Source organism: Candidatus Cryosericum odellii (genome assembly GCF_003570935.1).
GTDB lineage: Bacteria > Caldisericota > Caldisericia > Cryosericales > Cryosericaceae > Cryosericum > Cryosericum odellii.
Map to the genome: position 1 here is coordinate 1 of NZ_QXIU01000111.1, position 17,184 is coordinate 17,184.

Consider the following 17,184-nt stretch of genomic DNA (forward strand, 5'->3'; position numbering starts at 1 on the left):
ATTGACGAATTCGCCGATGATGACTTTTCCCGCCAGTTCTTCGGGAGTCTTTTTCTCGGCCACACTCTTGAGGACCATCCAGTCTTTCTGCGATGTGACCATTTGTCCGGCGCTGCCCTTTTTGTTGAATCGCCCAAAGTACGTAGGGCATTGGGCGACAGCGTCGACAAGAGAGAAACCGTCATGGGCGATAGCCTTCCTGAGGTGATCGACAAGATGTTTTGTGAAGTAGATGCCCGAGCGTGCCACATATGTTGCACCAGCACCGGCCGCCAGCTTCGCAAGGTCAAATGGTCGGTCCAGATTGCCGTTCGGGGTCGTCGTCGTGATCGAAGAGCTCGGCGTAAGAGGCGACGCCTGTCCGCCGGTCATCCCGTAGTTGTAGTTGTTGAACACCACGACTGTAATATTGACGTCCCGCCGTGCGGCATGAATCAGATGGTTGCCGCCGATTGCCGAGCTGTCTCCATCACCGGTGACCACGATGACCGTTAGGTCTGGATTGGCCAGCTTGATACCTGTCGCGACTGGAATGGCGCGACCATGAAGGGTGTGCACATTATCGAAAGCAGTATATGCCGGTGCGCGTGAAGAGCAGCCAATGCCCGACACGAGGACGACCTTGTCGGGATCCAGTTGTAGCTGTTCGATTGCCTCGAGGAGCGCATGGAGGACGATGCCGTTCCCGCAACCGGGGCACCAGATGTTGGGCAGTCGTTCGCATCGCAGAAAATCGGATATCATAGGTTCTCCTCCTGGACGAAGTCAAGGATCTCCTGGGGACTGATAAGATCGCCATTGATCTTGTTCATAGGCACGACCTTCCGGAAGTCTCCAAACACTCTCTTGACCAGAAGGACGAGTTGACCGGAATTGAGTTCAGGGACAACGATTGTCCTGGCATTGCCGGCAGCCTTGCGGACACGGTCATCATCGAATGGGAACAGCGTAATGAACCGAAGCGACCCGGCCTTCCGTCCATGAGAACGAAGCGATTCGACTGCCTCAGTTACTCCGCGGGCGGTGATGCCGAAGCTCATGAACAGGATGTCGGCGTCCTCGACGCGGTCGGTCTCGAACTGGATGATGTCGTCGAGGTTGTTGAAGAGTTTGTCGCGGAGGCGCTCGACCAGGGCCTCTGCCACATGGCCATTTGCGGTCTGGAAGCCGGATTCATTATGGACAAGGCCTGTGAAGCTGGTACGGAAACCGGTGCCGACGTTGGCGATCGTCGGGACCAGTGACTCGTCTGTCTTGTAGGGAAGGTATCCGGCCTTCTCAGTCGGGAGTCTGCGGTCGACAATGACCGGCGGAATGCTGGTATCGATTGGTTCACGCAGATGAGAGATGGTCTCGTCGGAAAGGACAATGACGGGATTCCTATACTTCTCGGCCAGGTTGACCGCACGTATGGTCAATTGGTAGGACTCCTCGACGCTGGAGGGAGAGAGGACAATCACCCAATGGTCACCGTGCGTTCCCCAACGTGCCTGCATGAGATCCATCTGTGAGACTTTGGTTGCCATGCCTGTCGACGGCCCATATCGCATAGAGTCCAGAATCACAATGGGTGCCTCGACCATGCACGCGTAACCGAGACCTTCCTGCATCAGTGAGAACCCAGGGCCGGACGTTGCGGTCAGTACTTTCTTGCCTGCCATCGATGCTCCGACGATAGCCATGATGCTCGCGATCTCGTCCTCCATTTGCATGAAAGTGCCGCCCACTTGTGGCATACGCTTGGCCATGATCTCGGCGATTTCGGAGGATGGTGTGATAGGATATCCGGCGTAGAACCGTACGCCTGCGGCGATCGCGCCCTCAGCGACAGCTTCATTGCCTTGCATCAGGACCATCTTTTCACTCATTCTTGACCTCCTCCACTATGAGCGCAAAGTCAGGACAGTGCTCAACGCACATCTGGCAGCCGATGCAGTCCTGCGGGTTGACGATCGCGTGCCGATCATTCCGGTCTATCTCGAAGACCTTCTTCGGGCACACGGCGACGCAAATGCCGCAGTTCTTGCACCACTTACCGTTGTGCGTTATCAGGAACGTCTTTTTCTCCGACATGTTCCCTCCCCTCGTGCTGGTTGAACAATTCTCGAGCAGTCTGTTCAATACGTTGGCTCAGATCAAGCACGTCCCTTTCCAGCAGTGAGGCCACTGCGTGGTAGGTGTGAACAACAAACGAAGGCTCATTCCGCGTGCCTCTCTTTGGCACCGGCGGCATATAAGGTGAATCGGTTTCAAGCAGTAGGCGGTCCAGTGGGCAAGCCTTCAGAGCCTCACGTATCGCATGTGCTCCCGGGTAGGTGACGTTGCCGGTAAAGGAGACACACAAACCCATACCTGCCGCTTGCTCGACGTCCGCCGCCGTCCCTCCAAAGCAGTGCATCACACCGTGCAATCCCACAAAATGCGAGATGGCACGCAAGCATTCTACCACAGCCAGGCGCGAGTGCACGATGACAGGGAGTCCCAGGTCAACAGCCAGCTGCAGCTGCTCCTCGAAGAAACGAAGTTGCACCATGTGATCGGGAGTGCCCTCTTTGAAATCCAGTCCAATCTCGCCGATGGCGACGGTCTTTTCTCTGCAGCGGGCAACCAGGGCGTTCAGCTGTTCCAGGTAGTCTAACGGTGCATCGGCGCAGTCCTCGGGGTGGACTCCAACGGCCGCGAAAACGCCGGGTTCCTGTTGTGCAAGGTGGCCCGCGAGGTTCGACGTCGCTATGTCGATGCCCGGACAGACAATCCAACGAACGCCGCTGTCCCAACACCTCCGCAGGACATCCCTCCGATCGCCGTCGAATTCGGCCATCTGGACATGCGCGTGCGTGTCGATGTAAGAAGGTTCTTCGCTCAATGGATTTCCGCTCCGTCCGGCAGGACCGCCATCGGTGTCAGGAGAGCCATCTCGTCTCCGGCCGAAGCCGCGAGGAGCATGCCCTGTGATGCAATGCCTTTGAGTTTGCGTGGCTGGAGGTTCGCGACGATCACAATCTGTTTGCCGACCAGGGCAGCAGGATCATAGTACTTGCCAATACCTGCCACGATCGTACGTTCTTCGTCGCCGACTTTGACGCGCAGTTTGACCAGCTTGTCGGTCTCGGGTACCCGTTCGCCTTCAAGGATCGTGGCAATGCGCAACTGCACCTTGGCGACGTCGTCGATTGTGATCAGACCGGAGTCGGGGGTGGCAGCAGGTGAAGCAGTTGCAGCAGTTGCAGCGGCGCCCGTTGTCGTGCCGGTCTTACGGGCTGTCTGGGCTGCCAGGAACTCTTCCAGCTGGTCAGGCTGGATACGGGGAAACAGAACAGTCGAACTTACCTCGGGGAGTTCTGAACCCGGTCCTCGCCAAACAAGGTCACTCCAGGTAACCTGTGGCCTCCGGATTGCCTCCAGCAGGCGGTTTGAGACGGTGGGCATACACGGCTCCACGAGGTTTGCAACGTACCAGAGGCCGGTCAGGAGGGTCGCCAGATGGGTTGCTAGTCCAGCGGCGTCGCCGACTTTAGCCAACGCCCACGGTTTATCGTCTTCGATCATCTTGTTGAGCACGTTGACTAGCATCCATGTTTTCTCGAGTCCCGCAGAGAACTGCAGATTGCCATAGTCAGCCGTCACGGCGGAAAGGGTCGTCGCAAACAGCTCCGAAACAGCGGCTTTTGGTTCAAACGGCTGGCCCTCGATCAGAGGTCGGAACTTGGCGAACATGTTCAACGTCCTGTTCAACAGGTTACCCAGGTCATTCGCGAGGTCGGTGTTGAAACGAAGCAGGAGGCGTTGGCTGGAGAAGTCGACGTCGAGCCCATAGGTTCCTTCCCTGCACAGGTAGTACCGCAGGGTGTCGACAGCCATTGATTCATCGATCCCGATGAGGTGGCTCAGGTTCTCGACGAGAGCAGCAGGATCGACGACATTGCCGAGAGACTTCGACATCTTCTCGCCCTCGAAGTTCCAAAACCCGTGGGCAAAGATGCACCGGGGCAGTGGAAGGTTGAGTGCCATCAACATAGCAGGCCAGATGATACCGTGAAACCGTGTGATGTCCTTGCCAATGAGATGGAGGTCGGCCGGCCAGTCGATGGCAAACCGGTCCGTTCCATAGCCGGCCACTGTTGCATAGTTGATCAGGGCGTCAAACCAGACGTAGACGGTCTGGTCGGTGTCGAAGGGAACGGGGACCCCCCACTTCACGGTCGACCGGGACACGGATACATCCCGCAGGCCGCCTCTCATGACGTTGACCAGCTCGTTGTAGCGCATCGGGGGCTGTACGAAGTCCGGGTGCTGCTCATACCAGGCAAGCAAGGCGTCCTGATACTTGGAGAGGCGGAAGAAGTAGTTCNNTGATGCAGTACCAGCCGTCATACGATCCCTTGTAGATGTCTCCCTGGTCGTAGAGCTTCTGGAACATCTCCTGCACGACCTTCATGTGGTCTGCATCAGTGGTCCGGATAAAGCGGGAATAGCTGATACCCAGCCTGTCGAAGAGAGCTTTCCAGGACGCGGCAGCCGTCGCGGCATACTGCTCCACGGGTTGTCCCATGGCCAACGCTGTTCGCTCGACTTTCTGTGAGTGCTCGTCTGTCCCTGTCGAGAACAGGACCTGTTTGCCCAGCTTCCGCTGATACCGCGCGATAAAATCGGCGGCTATGGTCTCCGACACCGAGCCAAGGTGCGGCTTATCGTTGATGTAGTAAATGGCCGTGGTCAGGAAATATCGATCCATGGCAACTCCTTCTGTTATGTCGGATGTGATGCGTCGCTCAGGCACACTCCGAAAGATTGTCGAGCGTGCGGCCCATGGCAATTCTGATCATGCCGAGGTTGCTTTGCCTGGTGGCGATGTCCATGTCTGAGGCTGTGTACAGGATGGCGCCGTCAAGATCGGTCAGAATAACGGCGAGAACACCCGAAGAAGACTTGAATCTGTCTAGCATCTCTTGCACCACGATCACCACCCTTTCTGTCTCTCAAAATGTGGTCTGAAACACGCGTCTGAACACTGAATATGATACGTGCAATAGGGTTTTGTGCAACGGAGCAAAGCATTGACGTTGCTTTCCGAGTGTCAGACCGTACAATGGATTCGCAGGGCCATTTGTTGGTGTGAGGTGCTCATGAACGGTAAACGACTGGCAAACCGGATTGTCAACGAGTGTGAGAAGATGGGGGTCGAGGCGGTCAGGTTGATTGACGTCAGAAAACGGACTCCCTTTTTCGATTTTCTCGTCATTGCCACGGTCGACAATACAGTCTTGGCCGACGCACTGCTTCGCAAGATGGCAAAGACTGTCGAACTTGATGTCGGGGTCACTACATTCACCGAATCATCACCTGCTTCCGACTGGGTCGTGTGCGACTATGGGGATACCGTGTTTCATGTGTTCGTTGGCGCTGATGTCCGGGAGCGCTACGACCTGGAGGGCCTCTGGTCACAGTCGCTCAGGGAGGGAAGAAGAGCTGTTGCTGTTGCGCCGGGAGACACTCTAGATGCGGAGTAGCCACTGTCAGTTGTGGCTCTGCAGATTTCCAATATACTGATACGTATACCCTACGGGGTATATGGAGGTCGATCATGAGTGAACGCACTACTGATATTCTGATCATAGGAGCCGGGCCTGCGGGTCTGGCTGCTGCCCTGTATGCCAGCCGGTCGCTGGTTAAGCCGGTTGTGTTGGAACGCATGAGCGTGGGAGGACTGGTTCTTTCGACCGAATGGATCGACAATTACCCTGGATTTCCCGATGGCATTGCTGCGCCTGAACTCATGGACCGCATGCGTCGGCAGGCGGAACGGTTCGGTGCGGAATTTGTGTCGGATGAGGCACTCTCGCTCAACAGGACTGACATGGGTTTTAGCGTCACCACTGCCGGGGGAACAGTGTACCAGGCTGGTTCGGTCATCGTAGCAACGGGAGCGATGCCAAGGGTTCTTCCTTTGAAAGAGGAATCCAGGTACCGTGGACGGGGCATCAGCTACTGTGCTACATGTGATGCAGCGTTCTTTAAGGGGAAACCGGTCGCCGTGGTGGGCGGTGGTGGCTCTGCAGTCGAAGAAGCACTGGTGCTTGCGCGCGGTTGCAGCAAAGTGGTTGTGGTATTTCCGCTCGACTCGCTTCAGGCAGAACCGATCCTGGTGGAACAACTGAGGGCTTTTTCGAATGTCGAATTTGTTCCGGGTGCGGCCCCCGCGGCCGTTGAGGGAGAGGGAAAGGTAGAACGGCTTCGGCTGCGTCTTTCTGCTGGAGGGGAGAAGACGTTGGAGGTTGCCGCTGTGTTCGTGGCAATGGAATTTGTTCCGACAGGAGATCTCCTCAAGGGACTGGTTGAAGTCGATGCCCAGGGCTATGTTGTGACTCCGGAATCGACGGAGACGGGTGTTCCAGGTCTCTACATAGCAGGGGACGTACGACGCAAATCATTGAAGCAGATTGTGACCGCAGTGGCTGACGGAGCAGTTGCTGCACAGAGAGCAGGTATATACGTACGAAGTAGGAAAGGGAAAAAGAATGGCACTCCTGAGAACTGAGGACGCTGAACGAGTACGAAGTCGTTTTGTGCAAAGTCTGGTCAGTCCGGTGACACTCAACTAGTCCTGTGACAGTCATAACAAAAAGGCCGGGGGATCGCCCGGCCTTTTTGTCCATCTTATGTGTTTGAGTACAATTGCTAGCCTAGGAGAAGAGCCAGGACCGCCTTCTGGATATGAAGCCTGTTCTCGGCCTGGTCGAATACCATGCTCTGAGGGCCGTCCAGAACTTCGTCGGTGATCTCTTCGCCACGGTGAGCCGGCAAACAGTGCAGCACGATGGCATCTTTCTTGGCGTGGGCCATGAGACCAGCAGTAAGAGAGAAGGGGCGCATGACCTTCACGCGTTCCTCATGCTCCGCTTCCTGACCCATGGATGCCCAGACGTCGGTATAGACGACGTCGACATCCTGGACTGAAACGAGGGGATCGTTGGTCACGAGGACAGAACTATCGCTCTGCTTGGCGATCTCAGTTGCAGTCTTGACGATGTCTTCCCTGGGCTCGAACCCCTTGGGTGATGCGATGGCAATGTTCATGCCAACGCGCGCGGCTCCGAGCAGCAGGGAGTTCGCGACATTGTTGCCGTCGCCGACATAGGCGAGTCTAAGACCCTTGAGGGTGCCCTTCTTCTCGCGAATGGTCATGAGGTCCCCCAAGATCTGGCAGGGATGGCTCAAGTCAGACAGGGCGTTGATGATTGGGGAATCGCTGTTGGCAGCCAGGTCGATAAGGTCCTGGTGCGCGAATACGCGAGCGACAATACCTGCGACATAGCGTGAGAGGACATGTGCGGTGTCCGAGATGGTCTCACCCCGGTGCAGCTGCATGTCATTTGCGTTGAGATACAGTGCGTGGGCTCCGAGTTCGAATGCTGCGACCTCGAAGGATACCCTGGTACGGGTAGAGGCTTTCTGGAAGATCATGGCAACAGACTTGCCTTCCAGGTAGTGTTCCTGCTTTCCCACCATGGAATCCATCTTCAGTTTGTCGCCAAACGAGATGATCTCGAGGATCTCCTCTTTCGAGAAGTCCTTGAGGCAGAGCAGGTCTCTTCCTTTGAGTTTTGTAGCCACGATCCCCCCAGGGTCAGACGAGACCGAATTTCTTCAGGACGTCGGCAATGGTTGGCGTGCCAATCTCCTGGAGTTCGTAGGTGACGCGCACCGACGGCTTGGAGAGTTTCAGGACGCGCAGCAGATCGATGGGGGTGCCCATGACGACGACATCGCACGGGGTTGCCTCGATGGTCTGACGCAGATCTTCGATCTGCTCATCGCTGTAGCCCATGGCCGGCAGAATGCTCATTTTCTGGGTATACTTCTCGAACGTGGCCTTGATGGAACCGACTGCATAGGGGTGAGGATCGATGATCTCGGCTGCGCCGTATTTCATGGCAGCGACATATCCTGCGCCGTACGTCATTTCTCCGTGCGTGAGCGTAGGGCCATCCTCGATCACCAGAACCCGCTTGCCGCGGATCATATCCGGGTCTTGAACGAACACAGGAGAAGCCGCTTCGATCATGATGGCCTTGGGGTTCACCTTGTACATGTTCTCGCGGACCGTCGCCAATTGAGCGGGAGTAGCGGAGTCGACCTTGTTGATCACGATGACGTCCGCCTGCCGGAAGTTGGTCTCACCGGGATAGTAGGTGAGTTCATTGCCGGCGCGGAGAGGATCGGCGACAGTGATCTTGAGATCTGGAACGTAGAACGAGAAGTCGTTGTTACCGCCGTCCCAAATGATGACATCTGCTTCCTTCTCTGCTTCGCGAACGATCATTTCATAGTCGACACCAGCGTAGATGACGGCGCCCATGTCGATGTGCGGCTCGTACTCCTCGCGTTCTTCGATCGTGCACTTGTACTTGTCGAGGTCGGCATACGTTGCAAACCGCTCACAAGCCTGAGCTGCGAGGTCGCCATAGGGCATCGGATGGCGGATGGACACGACCTTCTTGCCGGCTGCGCGTAGAGCGCGGACGACGGCGCGGCTGGTCTGACTCTTGCCGGATCCCGTGCGAACGGCGCAGATGGAGACGACCGGCTTGGTGGACTTGATCTCGGTGCTCTTCGGGCCGAGCAGGGTGAAGTCGGCGCCATCAGCAAGGACCTGTGAAGCCTTGTTCATGACCTTCACATGTGGCTGGTCGGAGTACGCGAATATTACTTCATCGACATTGAGCTCCGCGATGAGCTTGTCGAGATCGGACTCTGGGTAGATCGGAATACCGTTCGGGTAGAGCTTGCCGGCCAGGGCGGCAGGATACTTCTTGTCGTCGATGCCAGGAATCTGCGTAGCTGTGAATGCCACCACTTCGTAGTCAGGATTGTCCCGATAGACTACGTTGAAGTTGTGGAAGTCCCGGCCTGCAGCTCCCATGATCAAGACTCTCTTCTTCATAAAGCCTCCTCTACAGAGAATAACGTCCAATGCCCGCTTTGGGGCGCTCTGATTTTACTGCCATAGGCCTCATTGTCAAATGACTTGTGCTCCTTTACAGTTGACTATTGGCGGCTGGCCATATAATGATTTAGAAGAGTATCTGTGGACGGGTATGTGCAAGGTGCAGGTTCGGGTCACAGCGCCCAGGTGAGACATGGCAGATGGTTTGACTCCATCCGCCTACAGGTGGAATGACATCGATGATACGAAACCTATATAGATATTTGGTAGCGGTCACACTCATCTCTGTGCTGGCAGGAGCTGCCGGTTGTTCGTCCAATACCGCCGCTCGGGGCTTGATTCAGGCTCCGGCCCTGGTGGGAGCGAGCCTCATCGCAGCCGAGGCGAAAGCCGCAGAAGTGGGAGTGCAGGTTGAAGTGGCGTCTTCAGAGGCCTCGGACACGCTCCCTGTCGATTTTGTCCTCCGACAGAACCCTGAACCTCAGACCATGGTACAGAAAGGGCGTGTCATCACCGTGGTGACCAGCTCGGGTCCCGTTGTTCTGACACTTCCAGACTTCGTCGGGGGCAAATTTGAGGTGGCGCAGGCCTTTATTGTCGCGAATCAGCTGGTCTTGGGCGATCTCATCGAACAGGTCGACGCGAGTCCGGTTGGGACTGTCCTTGCTCAGGAACCTGCGAGCAATGTGGATGTCGACAAGGGATCCGTCGTTACTTTGACGGTCAGCAGAGGGACCATGTCCACCATGCCGGATCTGGTTGGACTGTCGCTGACAGAGTCGAAGAAGAGTCTGAGTGCCCTCGGACTCTCGGTGAGCAAGGTCATCGTATCGCCTGAACTGACTCAACCTGCGCAGTTGGTGCTGAGACAGGAGCCGGCGGTCGGCGACGCCATCGAGAAAGGCGGTTGGATCGAGCTGATGGTGTCGAAAGTTCCATGACCGGACGAGCGTGTGTCAGAGTGTCCATATCCCTTCTGGGTACGGACTTCACAGAGCTCGGACATACTCTCGAGCGGATTCGGTTGTCGGGGGCCGACAGCATTCATCTGGATATCATGGACGGCCGGTTCGTTCCGAACATTTCCTTTGGCTGGTCGATCGCTGCCGACATCGTCAGAGCATCAGCACTTCCATGTTGTGCACACCTGATGATCGAGCACCCGGAGGACGCGTTCAATGCGTTCGTTGGGGCGGGTGTGACCGAACTGCTCTTTCACGTGGAGGCGACGAGGTTCCCATTCCGGGCACTTCACCTTCTGAAACGATCCAGCATCCGCAGGGGGGTCGCTGTCAACCCTGGTACGCAGGTAGAATCGGTTGTCCCTCTCCTGGACAGTGTCGACACCGTGCTCTTGATGTCAGTGGAGCCCGGTTTTGGGGGCCAGTCGTTTTTCCCAGGGACTGTCGCAAAGGTGCGCGCGCTCCGTTCTGCTGCGGACCGATCTGGAACACCAACTCGCATCGCTGTTGACGGAGGAATAGATGTGTCGAACGCCGCGGCTCTTCGTGACGCGGGGACAGACGAATTTGTGGTTGGGACGGCATTTTTCCGTGCCGGAGACCCTGCTGCATTCGTACGGCTCCTCAAGGGTGCCTGAGGAAGACAACGATGCCTGCTGTGCTGACGATGGTCTTCGCCGGGGGAGACCCCGGCTCGTTTTCGTATCTGCGTACGCTTGACTACTCAGGCGCGTTTCTGGTCGCCGTAGATCGTGGCTTGGCCGTGATGGCCGAGCTTGGGCTCATCCCGGACCTGTTCGTCGGAGACGGAGATTCTGTGGTTCCCGAGCTGCTGGCGGCACTGGACAGGTGTCGCACTCGGGTGGTTATTCTGCCTGCACACAAGGATGTTTCCGATCTCGAGGCTGCATTTGACCTGCTAATGACGATGGGAAGACAGGGTAGTGTGCTTGTGCTGGCTGGACTCGGTGGGAGGCTCGATCACTGTCTGTTCAATCTTCAGCTTGCAGCGCTGCATCTCGCTGACTTCGAAGACATTATGTTCGAGGATGACCGCTGTCTAGTTAAGCCGCTTACGTCCAGCAATGCCCTGCAGCTCCCGGCGGGCACGACTGTCTCATTTGTTCCGGTGACCCCGGAAGTCGAGTTGAGTTTAACGGGATTCGAGTACCCCCTGTCACACGTAGTTGTGCAGCAGGGATCGACGAGAACACTCAGCAATGTCACCTGCGGACTTGTTCAGCAGGTCATCGTAGAGCGTGGGACTGTTGTCATGATTGCCTGGAAGGTACAGAGCGATATTCCATGAAAGAGGTGAAGATGGAAAAGGCAGAGTTGGAGCAGGAGGTGCAGCGTCAGCTGACTGTCCTGCGGCGTGGAACAGCGGAAATCGTAAGTGAAGAAGGCCTGGCAGCCAAGATCATGAGTTCTCTCGTTTCGGGGAAACCGATGCGGGTAAAGCTGGGAGCGGACCCAAGCGCGCCCGACCTGCATCTCGGGCATGCTGTCGTCCTTGACAAGTTGCGCCAGTTTCAGGACCTGGGCCACCAGATTGTGTTCATCATCGGCGACTATACTGCCCGGATCGGGGATCCGTCCGGACGCTCCAAGACGCGCCCACCACTGACCGGGGAGCAGATCGATGCCAATGCCAGGTCATACTTCGAGCAGGTCTACAGCATTCTGGACCAGCAGAAAACAGAGGTCCGCTACAACGGCGAATGGCTGTCCAGACTGACATTCGAAGAGATCATCCGCCTCGCCTCACGGTTCACGATCCAGCAGATTCTGGAGCGCGACGATTTTTCCAAGCGCTACCACGGCCAGGTCCCGATCTTCTTCCACGAGTTTTTCTATCCCCTCATGCAGGCATATGATTCAGTGGCGGTCCAGGCAGACGTCGAGCTGGGCGGCACCGACCAGAAATTCAATTTCCTTCTCGCTCGCGAGTTGCAGGAACAGGTCGGCCAGGTCGCGCAGGTCGCGTTCATGATGCCCATTCTGCCTGGACTCGACGGTATCCACAAGATGAGCAAGAGTCTGGACAACTACATTGGCATAGCAGAGAACGCTGTGGACATGTATGGTAAGTGCATGTCGATTCCGGACGGACTGATGGAGCAGTACTTCACACTGCTGACCAGCATGCCGGAACCAGAGCTTCAGTGCATCGTGGCAGGCATCACAGATGGCTCCGTACATCCGATGACTGCCAAAAAGCGTCTTGCATTCCTCGTCACTGAACGTTTCCATGGGACAGAGAGTGCAGCGGCTGCACAGGCCAACTTTGAGAATATATTCAGCAAGAGGGCATCGACTGTGTCTGCTGACATTGCTTATGAGGACGTCACCTTGCCGGCTGAGTTTGCCGGTTTGCCCGAGGTCGCAGTCATCGACCTGCTATTTAGTCTGGGAGCTGTGCCGTCGAAGTCAGAAGCCCGTCGCCTGATTCAACAGGGCGGCATCGAAATTGAGGGGCGGCGTGTTGCCGACATTGGGTTCCGGGTGAGTCTGGTTCATTCGCCCATCCACATGCGGGTTGGCAAGAAACGGTTCCTGGCGGTCAATCTATAGAAGGACGCAGCGGCGCGCCGCACGGCGTGGTCGCTTGTTCAATAGATCAGCAATTCTGGTCACTTGCGCTTGGCTCGGTACCCGGAGATCCGTGAGCCCTTCGGGCATTTCCCGAATGAGAGAATTCATGTTCTCATACGTTCCGATAATACCAAGCTATCAATAGGAGGAAAATGATGGATAAAGAAAGAGTGCAGGCGGCGGTGCGTGAGCTCTTGCTCGCAATTGGAGAAGACCCTGACCGCGAGGGACTTCTCGAAACGCCGCAGCGCGTTGCAAATATGTATGCCGAAGTGTTTTCCGGCATTGAACAGGATCCAAAACAATTTTTGAAATTATTCCATGAGCCGCAGCAGCACGAGGAACTGGTCATCGTGCGCGATATCCCCCTTTATTCCGTGTGTGAGCATCATCTCCTGCCGTTTATCGGCAAGGCGCATATCGCCTATATCCCCAAGGGGAGCCAAATCATCGGACTTTCCAAATTTGCCAGAATTATCGACTGTTTTGCCAAGAGGCCGCAGGTGCAAGAACGCTTGACGGCGCAGGTCGCTGATTTTCTCTATGAAAATCTGCGGCCATATGGCGTTGCTGTCGTCATTGAAGCTGAGCACCTCTGCATGACGATGCGCGGTGCACGCGCTGCTGGTGCCAAAACCCAGACTTCCGCTTTGCGTGGAACGATGAGAACGGATGCGAAAAGCCGCGCCGAGGTCATGATGCTGCTGAATGGAGGAATGCATTAATGGCAGTGTTTTCAGCCGGAAAATATCGATTGCCCCTCGGGGGAAAAGCATATGTAATGGGCATCTTAAATGTAACGCCCGATTCTTTTTCTGACGGCGGGCTTTTTTTTTCACCTGAACAAGCGGTGCAACATGCTTTGGACATGAGGGACGACGGTGCTGATATCATCGACATCGGCGCGCAGTCCACACGTCCTGGCAACACCCGGATTTCCTCGGAGCAGGAGCTGGAAAGACTGCTGCCGGTACTGAAGCAACTCCGAAATCGACTGGATATCCCAGTGTCTGTTGACACCTTCCACCCACAGGTCGCGGTAGCGGCACTCGAAAATGGTGTGGACATTCTCAATGACGTGACGGGCTTCGACGATCCTGCGATGGTTGACGTTGCGGCAAAATCCGACTGCGGCTGTATTGTGATGCACCACACCGGCGCGGATTCCAATATTGTTGTCGCCGTACATCAATATTTTATGAAACAATTGGATATGTTGTCTCAGAGGGGTATCGCAAGTGAACGTATTTGCTTCGACCCCGGCATCGGTTTTGGCAAGACGCACGAACAGAACTTACAGCTTCTGGCCAATGTCGGCAAGCTGCGGGCCGGCGAATGCGCGCTGCTGATTGCGGCCTCGCGCAAGAGAGTAATCGGCGGCGAATGTGGCAACCCGCCGTTTGAAGAACGTCTTGCGGGGACGATCGCCGCCCATAGCATCGCCGTCGTGGATGGCGCCGATGTGGTACGTGCACACGACGTGCGTGAATCGGTGCAGTCCACAAAGATTGCCTCGGCAATCAGGAGGGTCCGCATTGGATAGAATCATCATCAAAGGATTGAAGATATTTGCCTATCACGGGGTAAATCCGGAAGAAAAACGCGATGGCCAGCCTTTTGAGCTGGATATCACGTTATATGCATCCTTATTGCGCGCCGGACAGACAGACGATGTGAACGACACCGTCAGCTATGCTAAGGCAGCCAAGACGGTTTTGCGCGTAATGACCGGGGCAAAGTACAACCTGTTGGAAAAGACAGCGCAGATGGTCGCCCAGCAACTGTTGAGCGATTATCCACAAGTGGAGAAGGTAGACGTTCTGCTGAAAAAGCCACATGCGCCGGTAGACATGAAGTTCGATTATATGGCTGTCATGATTACACGGCGAAGGATACATGTTCATGAGTAGAGCAGTATTGGGGTTGGGTTCGAACCTGGGACAGAGACAAGACAACATCATGAACGCGGTCCACGCTGTAGAGCGGCTCCCGGAAACGACGGTGATTGTGAGTTCCAGCTTGTACGAGACCACGCCGATCGACGTGCCCAATGAGCAAGACGATTACTTGAATGCATGTATGGTTATTATGACAGAGCTTAGTCCCCACGCGCTTTTGGGCGCATGTCTCGGGATTGAAGCGGCAATGGGGCGCGAGCGCAAAATACCGCATGACTCCAGAACCATTGATATTGATCTGTTGATTTACGAGGGCGTTGTCAACTGCGATGCAGAGTTGACTGTGCCACATCCCCAGATGTTGAAGCGTGCGTTTGTGCTGGTACCCCTAAGCGAAATCTTCACGAATGGCGTGGCAATCGGCGTGGATTTTTCCGCAGAATTGAGCAGACTTGACACCACTGGAATCCATCTTTTTTGATATTATTGACAGAGGAAGGAAAGGGTGGGGAGATATGATAATATCTGGTAGCAGGTCGCTGGTGCTGTGTAGCGTCATGAAGCTGCCATACTGGTTTGCACTGACTGGTCAAGCCGCAGACAGTGTCGTGGTGATTCCGGCGACGGCGTTCTTTGTGGATGTGCTCGTGAAGGCCTATGAGCGTTCCGGATATGGGTATCTTCCAGCGTAGACCTTCTGGCCCCGAGTTTGCACCCCAGCCGACTCGTCCCCGCGTTCCCCCCAACCAGTCGGTCACGACATCGTTCCCTACCTTGACGGTTGAGCAGATACCGTCGGTGGACATGAACAACTTCACGTTCAGGTTCTGGGGCGAGGTGCGGGAACCGACCGGGATGACGTGGCAGCAACTCATGGCCGTGAAACACACGACCATGACGGCTGACTTCCATTGTGTCACAGGTTTTTCGATGCTGGGGACCGAGTGGGGCGGAGCGCTGGTACGCGACGTCCTGGAGGCGGCACATGTCCAGTTGTCTACATCGGCTCGATTCGTCATGGCGCACTGTATCACGGAGTTCACGACGAATCTTCCGCTCGATGCTCTGCTCGCCGACGATACGATGCTTGTCTGGGAATGGAACAGGCTTCCCCTGACGAACGAGCACGGTGGACCTCTTCGGCTTCTTGTGCCATCGCTTTACGCCTGGAAAGACGCCAAGTGGGTATCTGGCTTCGAGTTTCTGGCAGAGGATCGTCCCGGGTACTGGGAATCGCGTGGTTATCATATGCATGGGGATCCATGGAAGGAAGAACGCTACGGCTGAGAGCCGTTTCTGTGACTTGACAGCAGGGTGATTCCCTATAAAATAGCTTGTCGGAAAAGGTAACTGCAAGTGGGCCTCTAGCTCAGCTGGTTAGAGCGCGTCCCTGATAAGGACGAGGTCTCTGGTCCGAATCCAGAGAGGCCCACCATTTTGTAGTTCGTGTTTTCATATGTGGGGGTGTGGCTCAGTTGGGAGAGCGCATGGTTTGCATCCATGAGGTCGCGGGTTCAAATCCCGCCATCTCCACCATCAAAAGGAGGAGGCGTTCCTTGTCGAGTTACAAGTACACTAACGTTCCCCTTTGGAAGAATGTGTCGCAGCAGGACTGGGATGATTGGCGCTGGCAGGTTGCTAACCGCATCCAGACAGTCGAAACGCTATCTCAGGTCATCCATCTCACTGATGAACAGAAGGTTGGTGTCATCAGCGCACTGTCCAAGTTCCGCATGGCGATCACACCGTACTATGCCACACTCATCGACCAGAACAATCCGGATGATCCCATCTTCAAACAGTGCGTTCCCACGGCACTGGAGCTGCAATCTGTGCCAAGCGATCTGGACGATCCCCTCTATGAGGAGGTTGATTCTCCTGTCCACGGCCTGACGCATCGGTACCCCGATCGCGTGCTCTTTCTCATTACGGACCAGTGCGGCATGTATTGCCGTCACTGCACGCGCAGACGCCTTGCAGGCATGACTGACGCACGGCGCTCCAGGGGCGAGGTTGACGCGGCAATCGGCTACATTCGTGAGCACGAGGAGGTGCGGGATGTTCTCCTGTCTGGTGGTGACGCGCTGCTCGTCGACGACGAGTTCCTCGAGTATGTCATCAGTGAGGTCCGCAAGATTCAGCACGTCGAGGTGATACGCATTGGCACGCGTGTTCCCGTGGTTCTTCCTCAGCGCATCACACCCGAACTCTGCACCATGCTGCGCAAGTACCATCCGCTGTGGCTCAACACGCAGTTCAACCATCCCAGCGAGGTGACGCCTGAGTCAAGCAAGGCTATCGCGATGCTGGCCGATGCAGGGATCCCGATTGGCAACCAGTCCGTTCTCCTCAAGGGGATCAACGATTGTCCCTATATCATGAAAGAGCTCATTCAGAAGCTCGTGGCTATTCGTGTCAGGCCCTACTACATTTACCAGTGCGATCTGACTAGTGGTATCAGTCACTTCCGTACGTCTGTTTACAAGGGCATCGAGATCATGGAGTTTCTGCGCGGTCACACGAGTGGCTTCTCCGTTCCGCAATTCGTCGTCGACGCGCCGCACGGCGGTGGCAAGATCCCGGTCAGCCCCAATTACATTCTCTCCATGTCTCCCGACCGCATCGTGCTTCGAAACTATGAGGGCGTCATTGTGTCGTACCCGGAGCCCGAAGACACCAGGAGCCATTGTCCGGAGCCATGTCTCATCTGTGAAACACAGAAGCGCAAGGTGCCGCCCGAGGGCATCGCCAAGATATTTACGCAGGACGCCTACGACCTGAC

General features: G+C 55.9%; 22 protein-coding genes and 2 tRNA genes. 15 read left to right on the forward strand and 9 right to left on the reverse strand.

From position 1 onward, the window contains the following. The 7 genes from SMC5_RS04525 to SMC5_RS04550 form a co-directional block, all read right to left on the reverse strand. On the reverse strand, positions 1-744 hold a 744-nt coding region (locus tag SMC5_RS04525), incomplete at its 3' end, for a thiamine pyrophosphate-dependent enzyme (RefSeq protein ID WP_119119790.1). After that, positions 741-1,868 (reverse strand): 2-oxoacid:acceptor oxidoreductase subunit alpha, encoded by a 1,128-nt coding sequence (locus SMC5_RS04530; protein WP_119119772.1) that lies wholly within the window; start codon positions 1,866-1,868, stop codon positions 741-743. The genes SMC5_RS04530 and SMC5_RS04525, both read right to left, overlap by 4 nt. Beyond that, on the reverse strand, positions 1,861-2,073 hold the full coding sequence (locus SMC5_RS04535; protein WP_119119773.1) for a 4Fe-4S dicluster domain-containing protein: 213 nt from the start codon (positions 2,071-2,073) through the stop codon (positions 1,861-1,863). The genes SMC5_RS04530 and SMC5_RS04535 overlap by 8 nt, the downstream gene beginning before the upstream one ends. After that, a complete protein-coding gene (locus tag SMC5_RS04540; RefSeq protein WP_119119774.1) occupies positions 2,033-2,866 on the reverse strand; it encodes a TatD family hydrolase in 834 nt (277 codons plus the stop codon). Before SMC5_RS04540 ends, SMC5_RS04535 begins: the two co-directional genes overlap by 41 nt. Beyond that, positions 2,863-4,374, reverse strand: a complete 1,512-nt coding sequence (gene metG / locus SMC5_RS04545) for a methionine--tRNA ligase subunit beta (RefSeq protein ID WP_207799066.1) — start codon at positions 4,372-4,374, stop codon at positions 2,863-2,865. Before metG ends, SMC5_RS04540 begins: the two co-directional genes overlap by 4 nt. Beyond that, on the reverse strand, positions 4,298-4,735 hold the full coding sequence (locus SMC5_RS11015) for a class I tRNA ligase family protein (RefSeq protein ID WP_207799068.1): 438 nt from the start codon (positions 4,733-4,735) through the stop codon (positions 4,298-4,300). The genes metG and SMC5_RS11015 overlap by 77 nt, the downstream gene beginning before the upstream one ends. A gap of 37 nt (positions 4,736-4,772) precedes the next feature. Then, the gene (locus SMC5_RS04550; protein WP_126854942.1) at positions 4,773-4,958 is read right to left on the reverse strand and encodes a hypothetical protein; all 186 of its coding nucleotides are present in this window, start codon (positions 4,956-4,958) and stop codon (positions 4,773-4,775) included. Between the two features lie 168 nt (positions 4,959-5,126). On the opposite strand from SMC5_RS04550, the gene rsfS reads away from it, so the two are divergent. Beyond that, positions 5,127-5,510, forward strand: coding sequence for a ribosome silencing factor (rsfS, locus tag SMC5_RS04555; RefSeq protein ID WP_119119776.1), 384 nt, complete (start codon positions 5,127-5,129; stop codon positions 5,508-5,510). Between the two features lie 74 nt (positions 5,511-5,584). Continuing rightward, entirely contained in the window at positions 5,585-6,538 is a 954-nt protein-coding gene (locus SMC5_RS04560; protein ID WP_119119777.1) for an NAD(P)/FAD-dependent oxidoreductase, read from the forward strand. A gap of 140 nt (positions 6,539-6,678) precedes the next feature. Here the strand turns inward: SMC5_RS04560 and argF are convergent, their stop codons facing one another. After that, positions 6,679-7,614: an ornithine carbamoyltransferase gene (argF, locus tag SMC5_RS04565; protein WP_119119778.1), complete on the reverse strand. Its 936-nt coding sequence runs from the start codon at positions 7,612-7,614 to the stop codon at positions 6,679-6,681. 13 nt (positions 7,615-7,627) lie between these two features. Continuing rightward, positions 7,628-8,944 (reverse strand): cyclic 2,3-diphosphoglycerate synthase, encoded by a 1,317-nt coding sequence (locus SMC5_RS04570; protein ID WP_119119779.1) that lies wholly within the window; start codon positions 8,942-8,944, stop codon positions 7,628-7,630. 242 nt (positions 8,945-9,186) lie between these two features. On the opposite strand from SMC5_RS04570, the gene SMC5_RS04575 reads away from it, so the two are divergent. From SMC5_RS04575 to kamA, 13 genes are all read left to right on the forward strand, one after another. Further along, positions 9,187-9,888 carry a PASTA domain-containing protein gene (locus tag SMC5_RS04575; protein ID WP_165848977.1) on the forward strand — a complete coding sequence of 234 codons (702 nt, stop codon included), beginning with the start codon at positions 9,187-9,189 and terminating at the stop codon, positions 9,886-9,888. A gap of 20 nt (positions 9,889-9,908) precedes the next feature. Then, positions 9,909-10,547: a ribulose-phosphate 3-epimerase gene (gene rpe / locus SMC5_RS04580; RefSeq protein WP_165846244.1), complete on the forward strand. Its 639-nt coding sequence runs from the start codon at positions 9,909-9,911 to the stop codon at positions 10,545-10,547. 11 nt (positions 10,548-10,558) lie between these two features. Then, on the forward strand, positions 10,559-11,218 hold the full coding sequence (locus tag SMC5_RS04585; protein ID WP_119119782.1) for a thiamine diphosphokinase: 660 nt from the start codon (positions 10,559-10,561) through the stop codon (positions 11,216-11,218). Positions 11,219-11,229: 11 nt separating this feature from the next. Continuing rightward, entirely contained in the window at positions 11,230-12,483 is a 1,254-nt protein-coding gene (gene tyrS / locus SMC5_RS04590) for a tyrosine--tRNA ligase (RefSeq protein WP_207799070.1), read from the forward strand. 173 nt (positions 12,484-12,656) lie between these two features. Beyond that, a complete protein-coding gene (folE, locus tag SMC5_RS04595; protein WP_165846245.1) occupies positions 12,657-13,229 on the forward strand; it encodes a GTP cyclohydrolase I FolE in 573 nt (190 codons plus the stop codon). After that, positions 13,229-14,047, forward strand: coding sequence for a dihydropteroate synthase (gene folP / locus SMC5_RS04600; protein ID WP_119119785.1), 819 nt, complete (start codon positions 13,229-13,231; stop codon positions 14,045-14,047). The genes folE and folP overlap by 1 nt, the downstream gene beginning before the upstream one ends. Then, positions 14,040-14,414, forward strand: a complete 375-nt coding sequence (folB, locus tag SMC5_RS04605) for a dihydroneopterin aldolase (RefSeq protein ID WP_119119786.1) — start codon at positions 14,040-14,042, stop codon at positions 14,412-14,414. The genes folP and folB overlap by 8 nt, the downstream gene beginning before the upstream one ends. Continuing rightward, positions 14,407-14,883: a 2-amino-4-hydroxy-6-hydroxymethyldihydropteridine diphosphokinase gene (folK, locus tag SMC5_RS04610; RefSeq protein WP_119119787.1), complete on the forward strand. Its 477-nt coding sequence runs from the start codon at positions 14,407-14,409 to the stop codon at positions 14,881-14,883. Before folB ends, folK begins: the two co-directional genes overlap by 8 nt. A gap of 34 nt (positions 14,884-14,917) precedes the next feature. Further along, positions 14,918-15,094, forward strand: a complete 177-nt coding sequence (locus SMC5_RS10685) for a hypothetical protein (protein WP_165846246.1) — start codon at positions 14,918-14,920, stop codon at positions 15,092-15,094. After that, positions 15,075-15,689 carry a molybdopterin-dependent oxidoreductase gene (locus SMC5_RS04615; protein ID WP_119119788.1) on the forward strand — a complete coding sequence of 205 codons (615 nt, stop codon included), beginning with the start codon at positions 15,075-15,077 and terminating at the stop codon, positions 15,687-15,689. The genes SMC5_RS10685 and SMC5_RS04615 overlap by 20 nt, the downstream gene beginning before the upstream one ends. 71 nt (positions 15,690-15,760) lie before the next feature. Further along, positions 15,761-15,837 (forward strand) — tRNA-Ile (locus tag SMC5_RS04620). Between the two features lie 25 nt (positions 15,838-15,862). Next, positions 15,863-15,938: transfer RNA gene (locus tag SMC5_RS04625), tRNA-Ala, on the forward strand. Between the two features lie 20 nt (positions 15,939-15,958). Next, positions 15,959-17,184, forward strand: a 1,226-nt coding sequence (kamA, locus tag SMC5_RS04630; RefSeq protein WP_119119789.1) for a lysine 2,3-aminomutase, incomplete at its 3' end; no start/stop codon positions are given.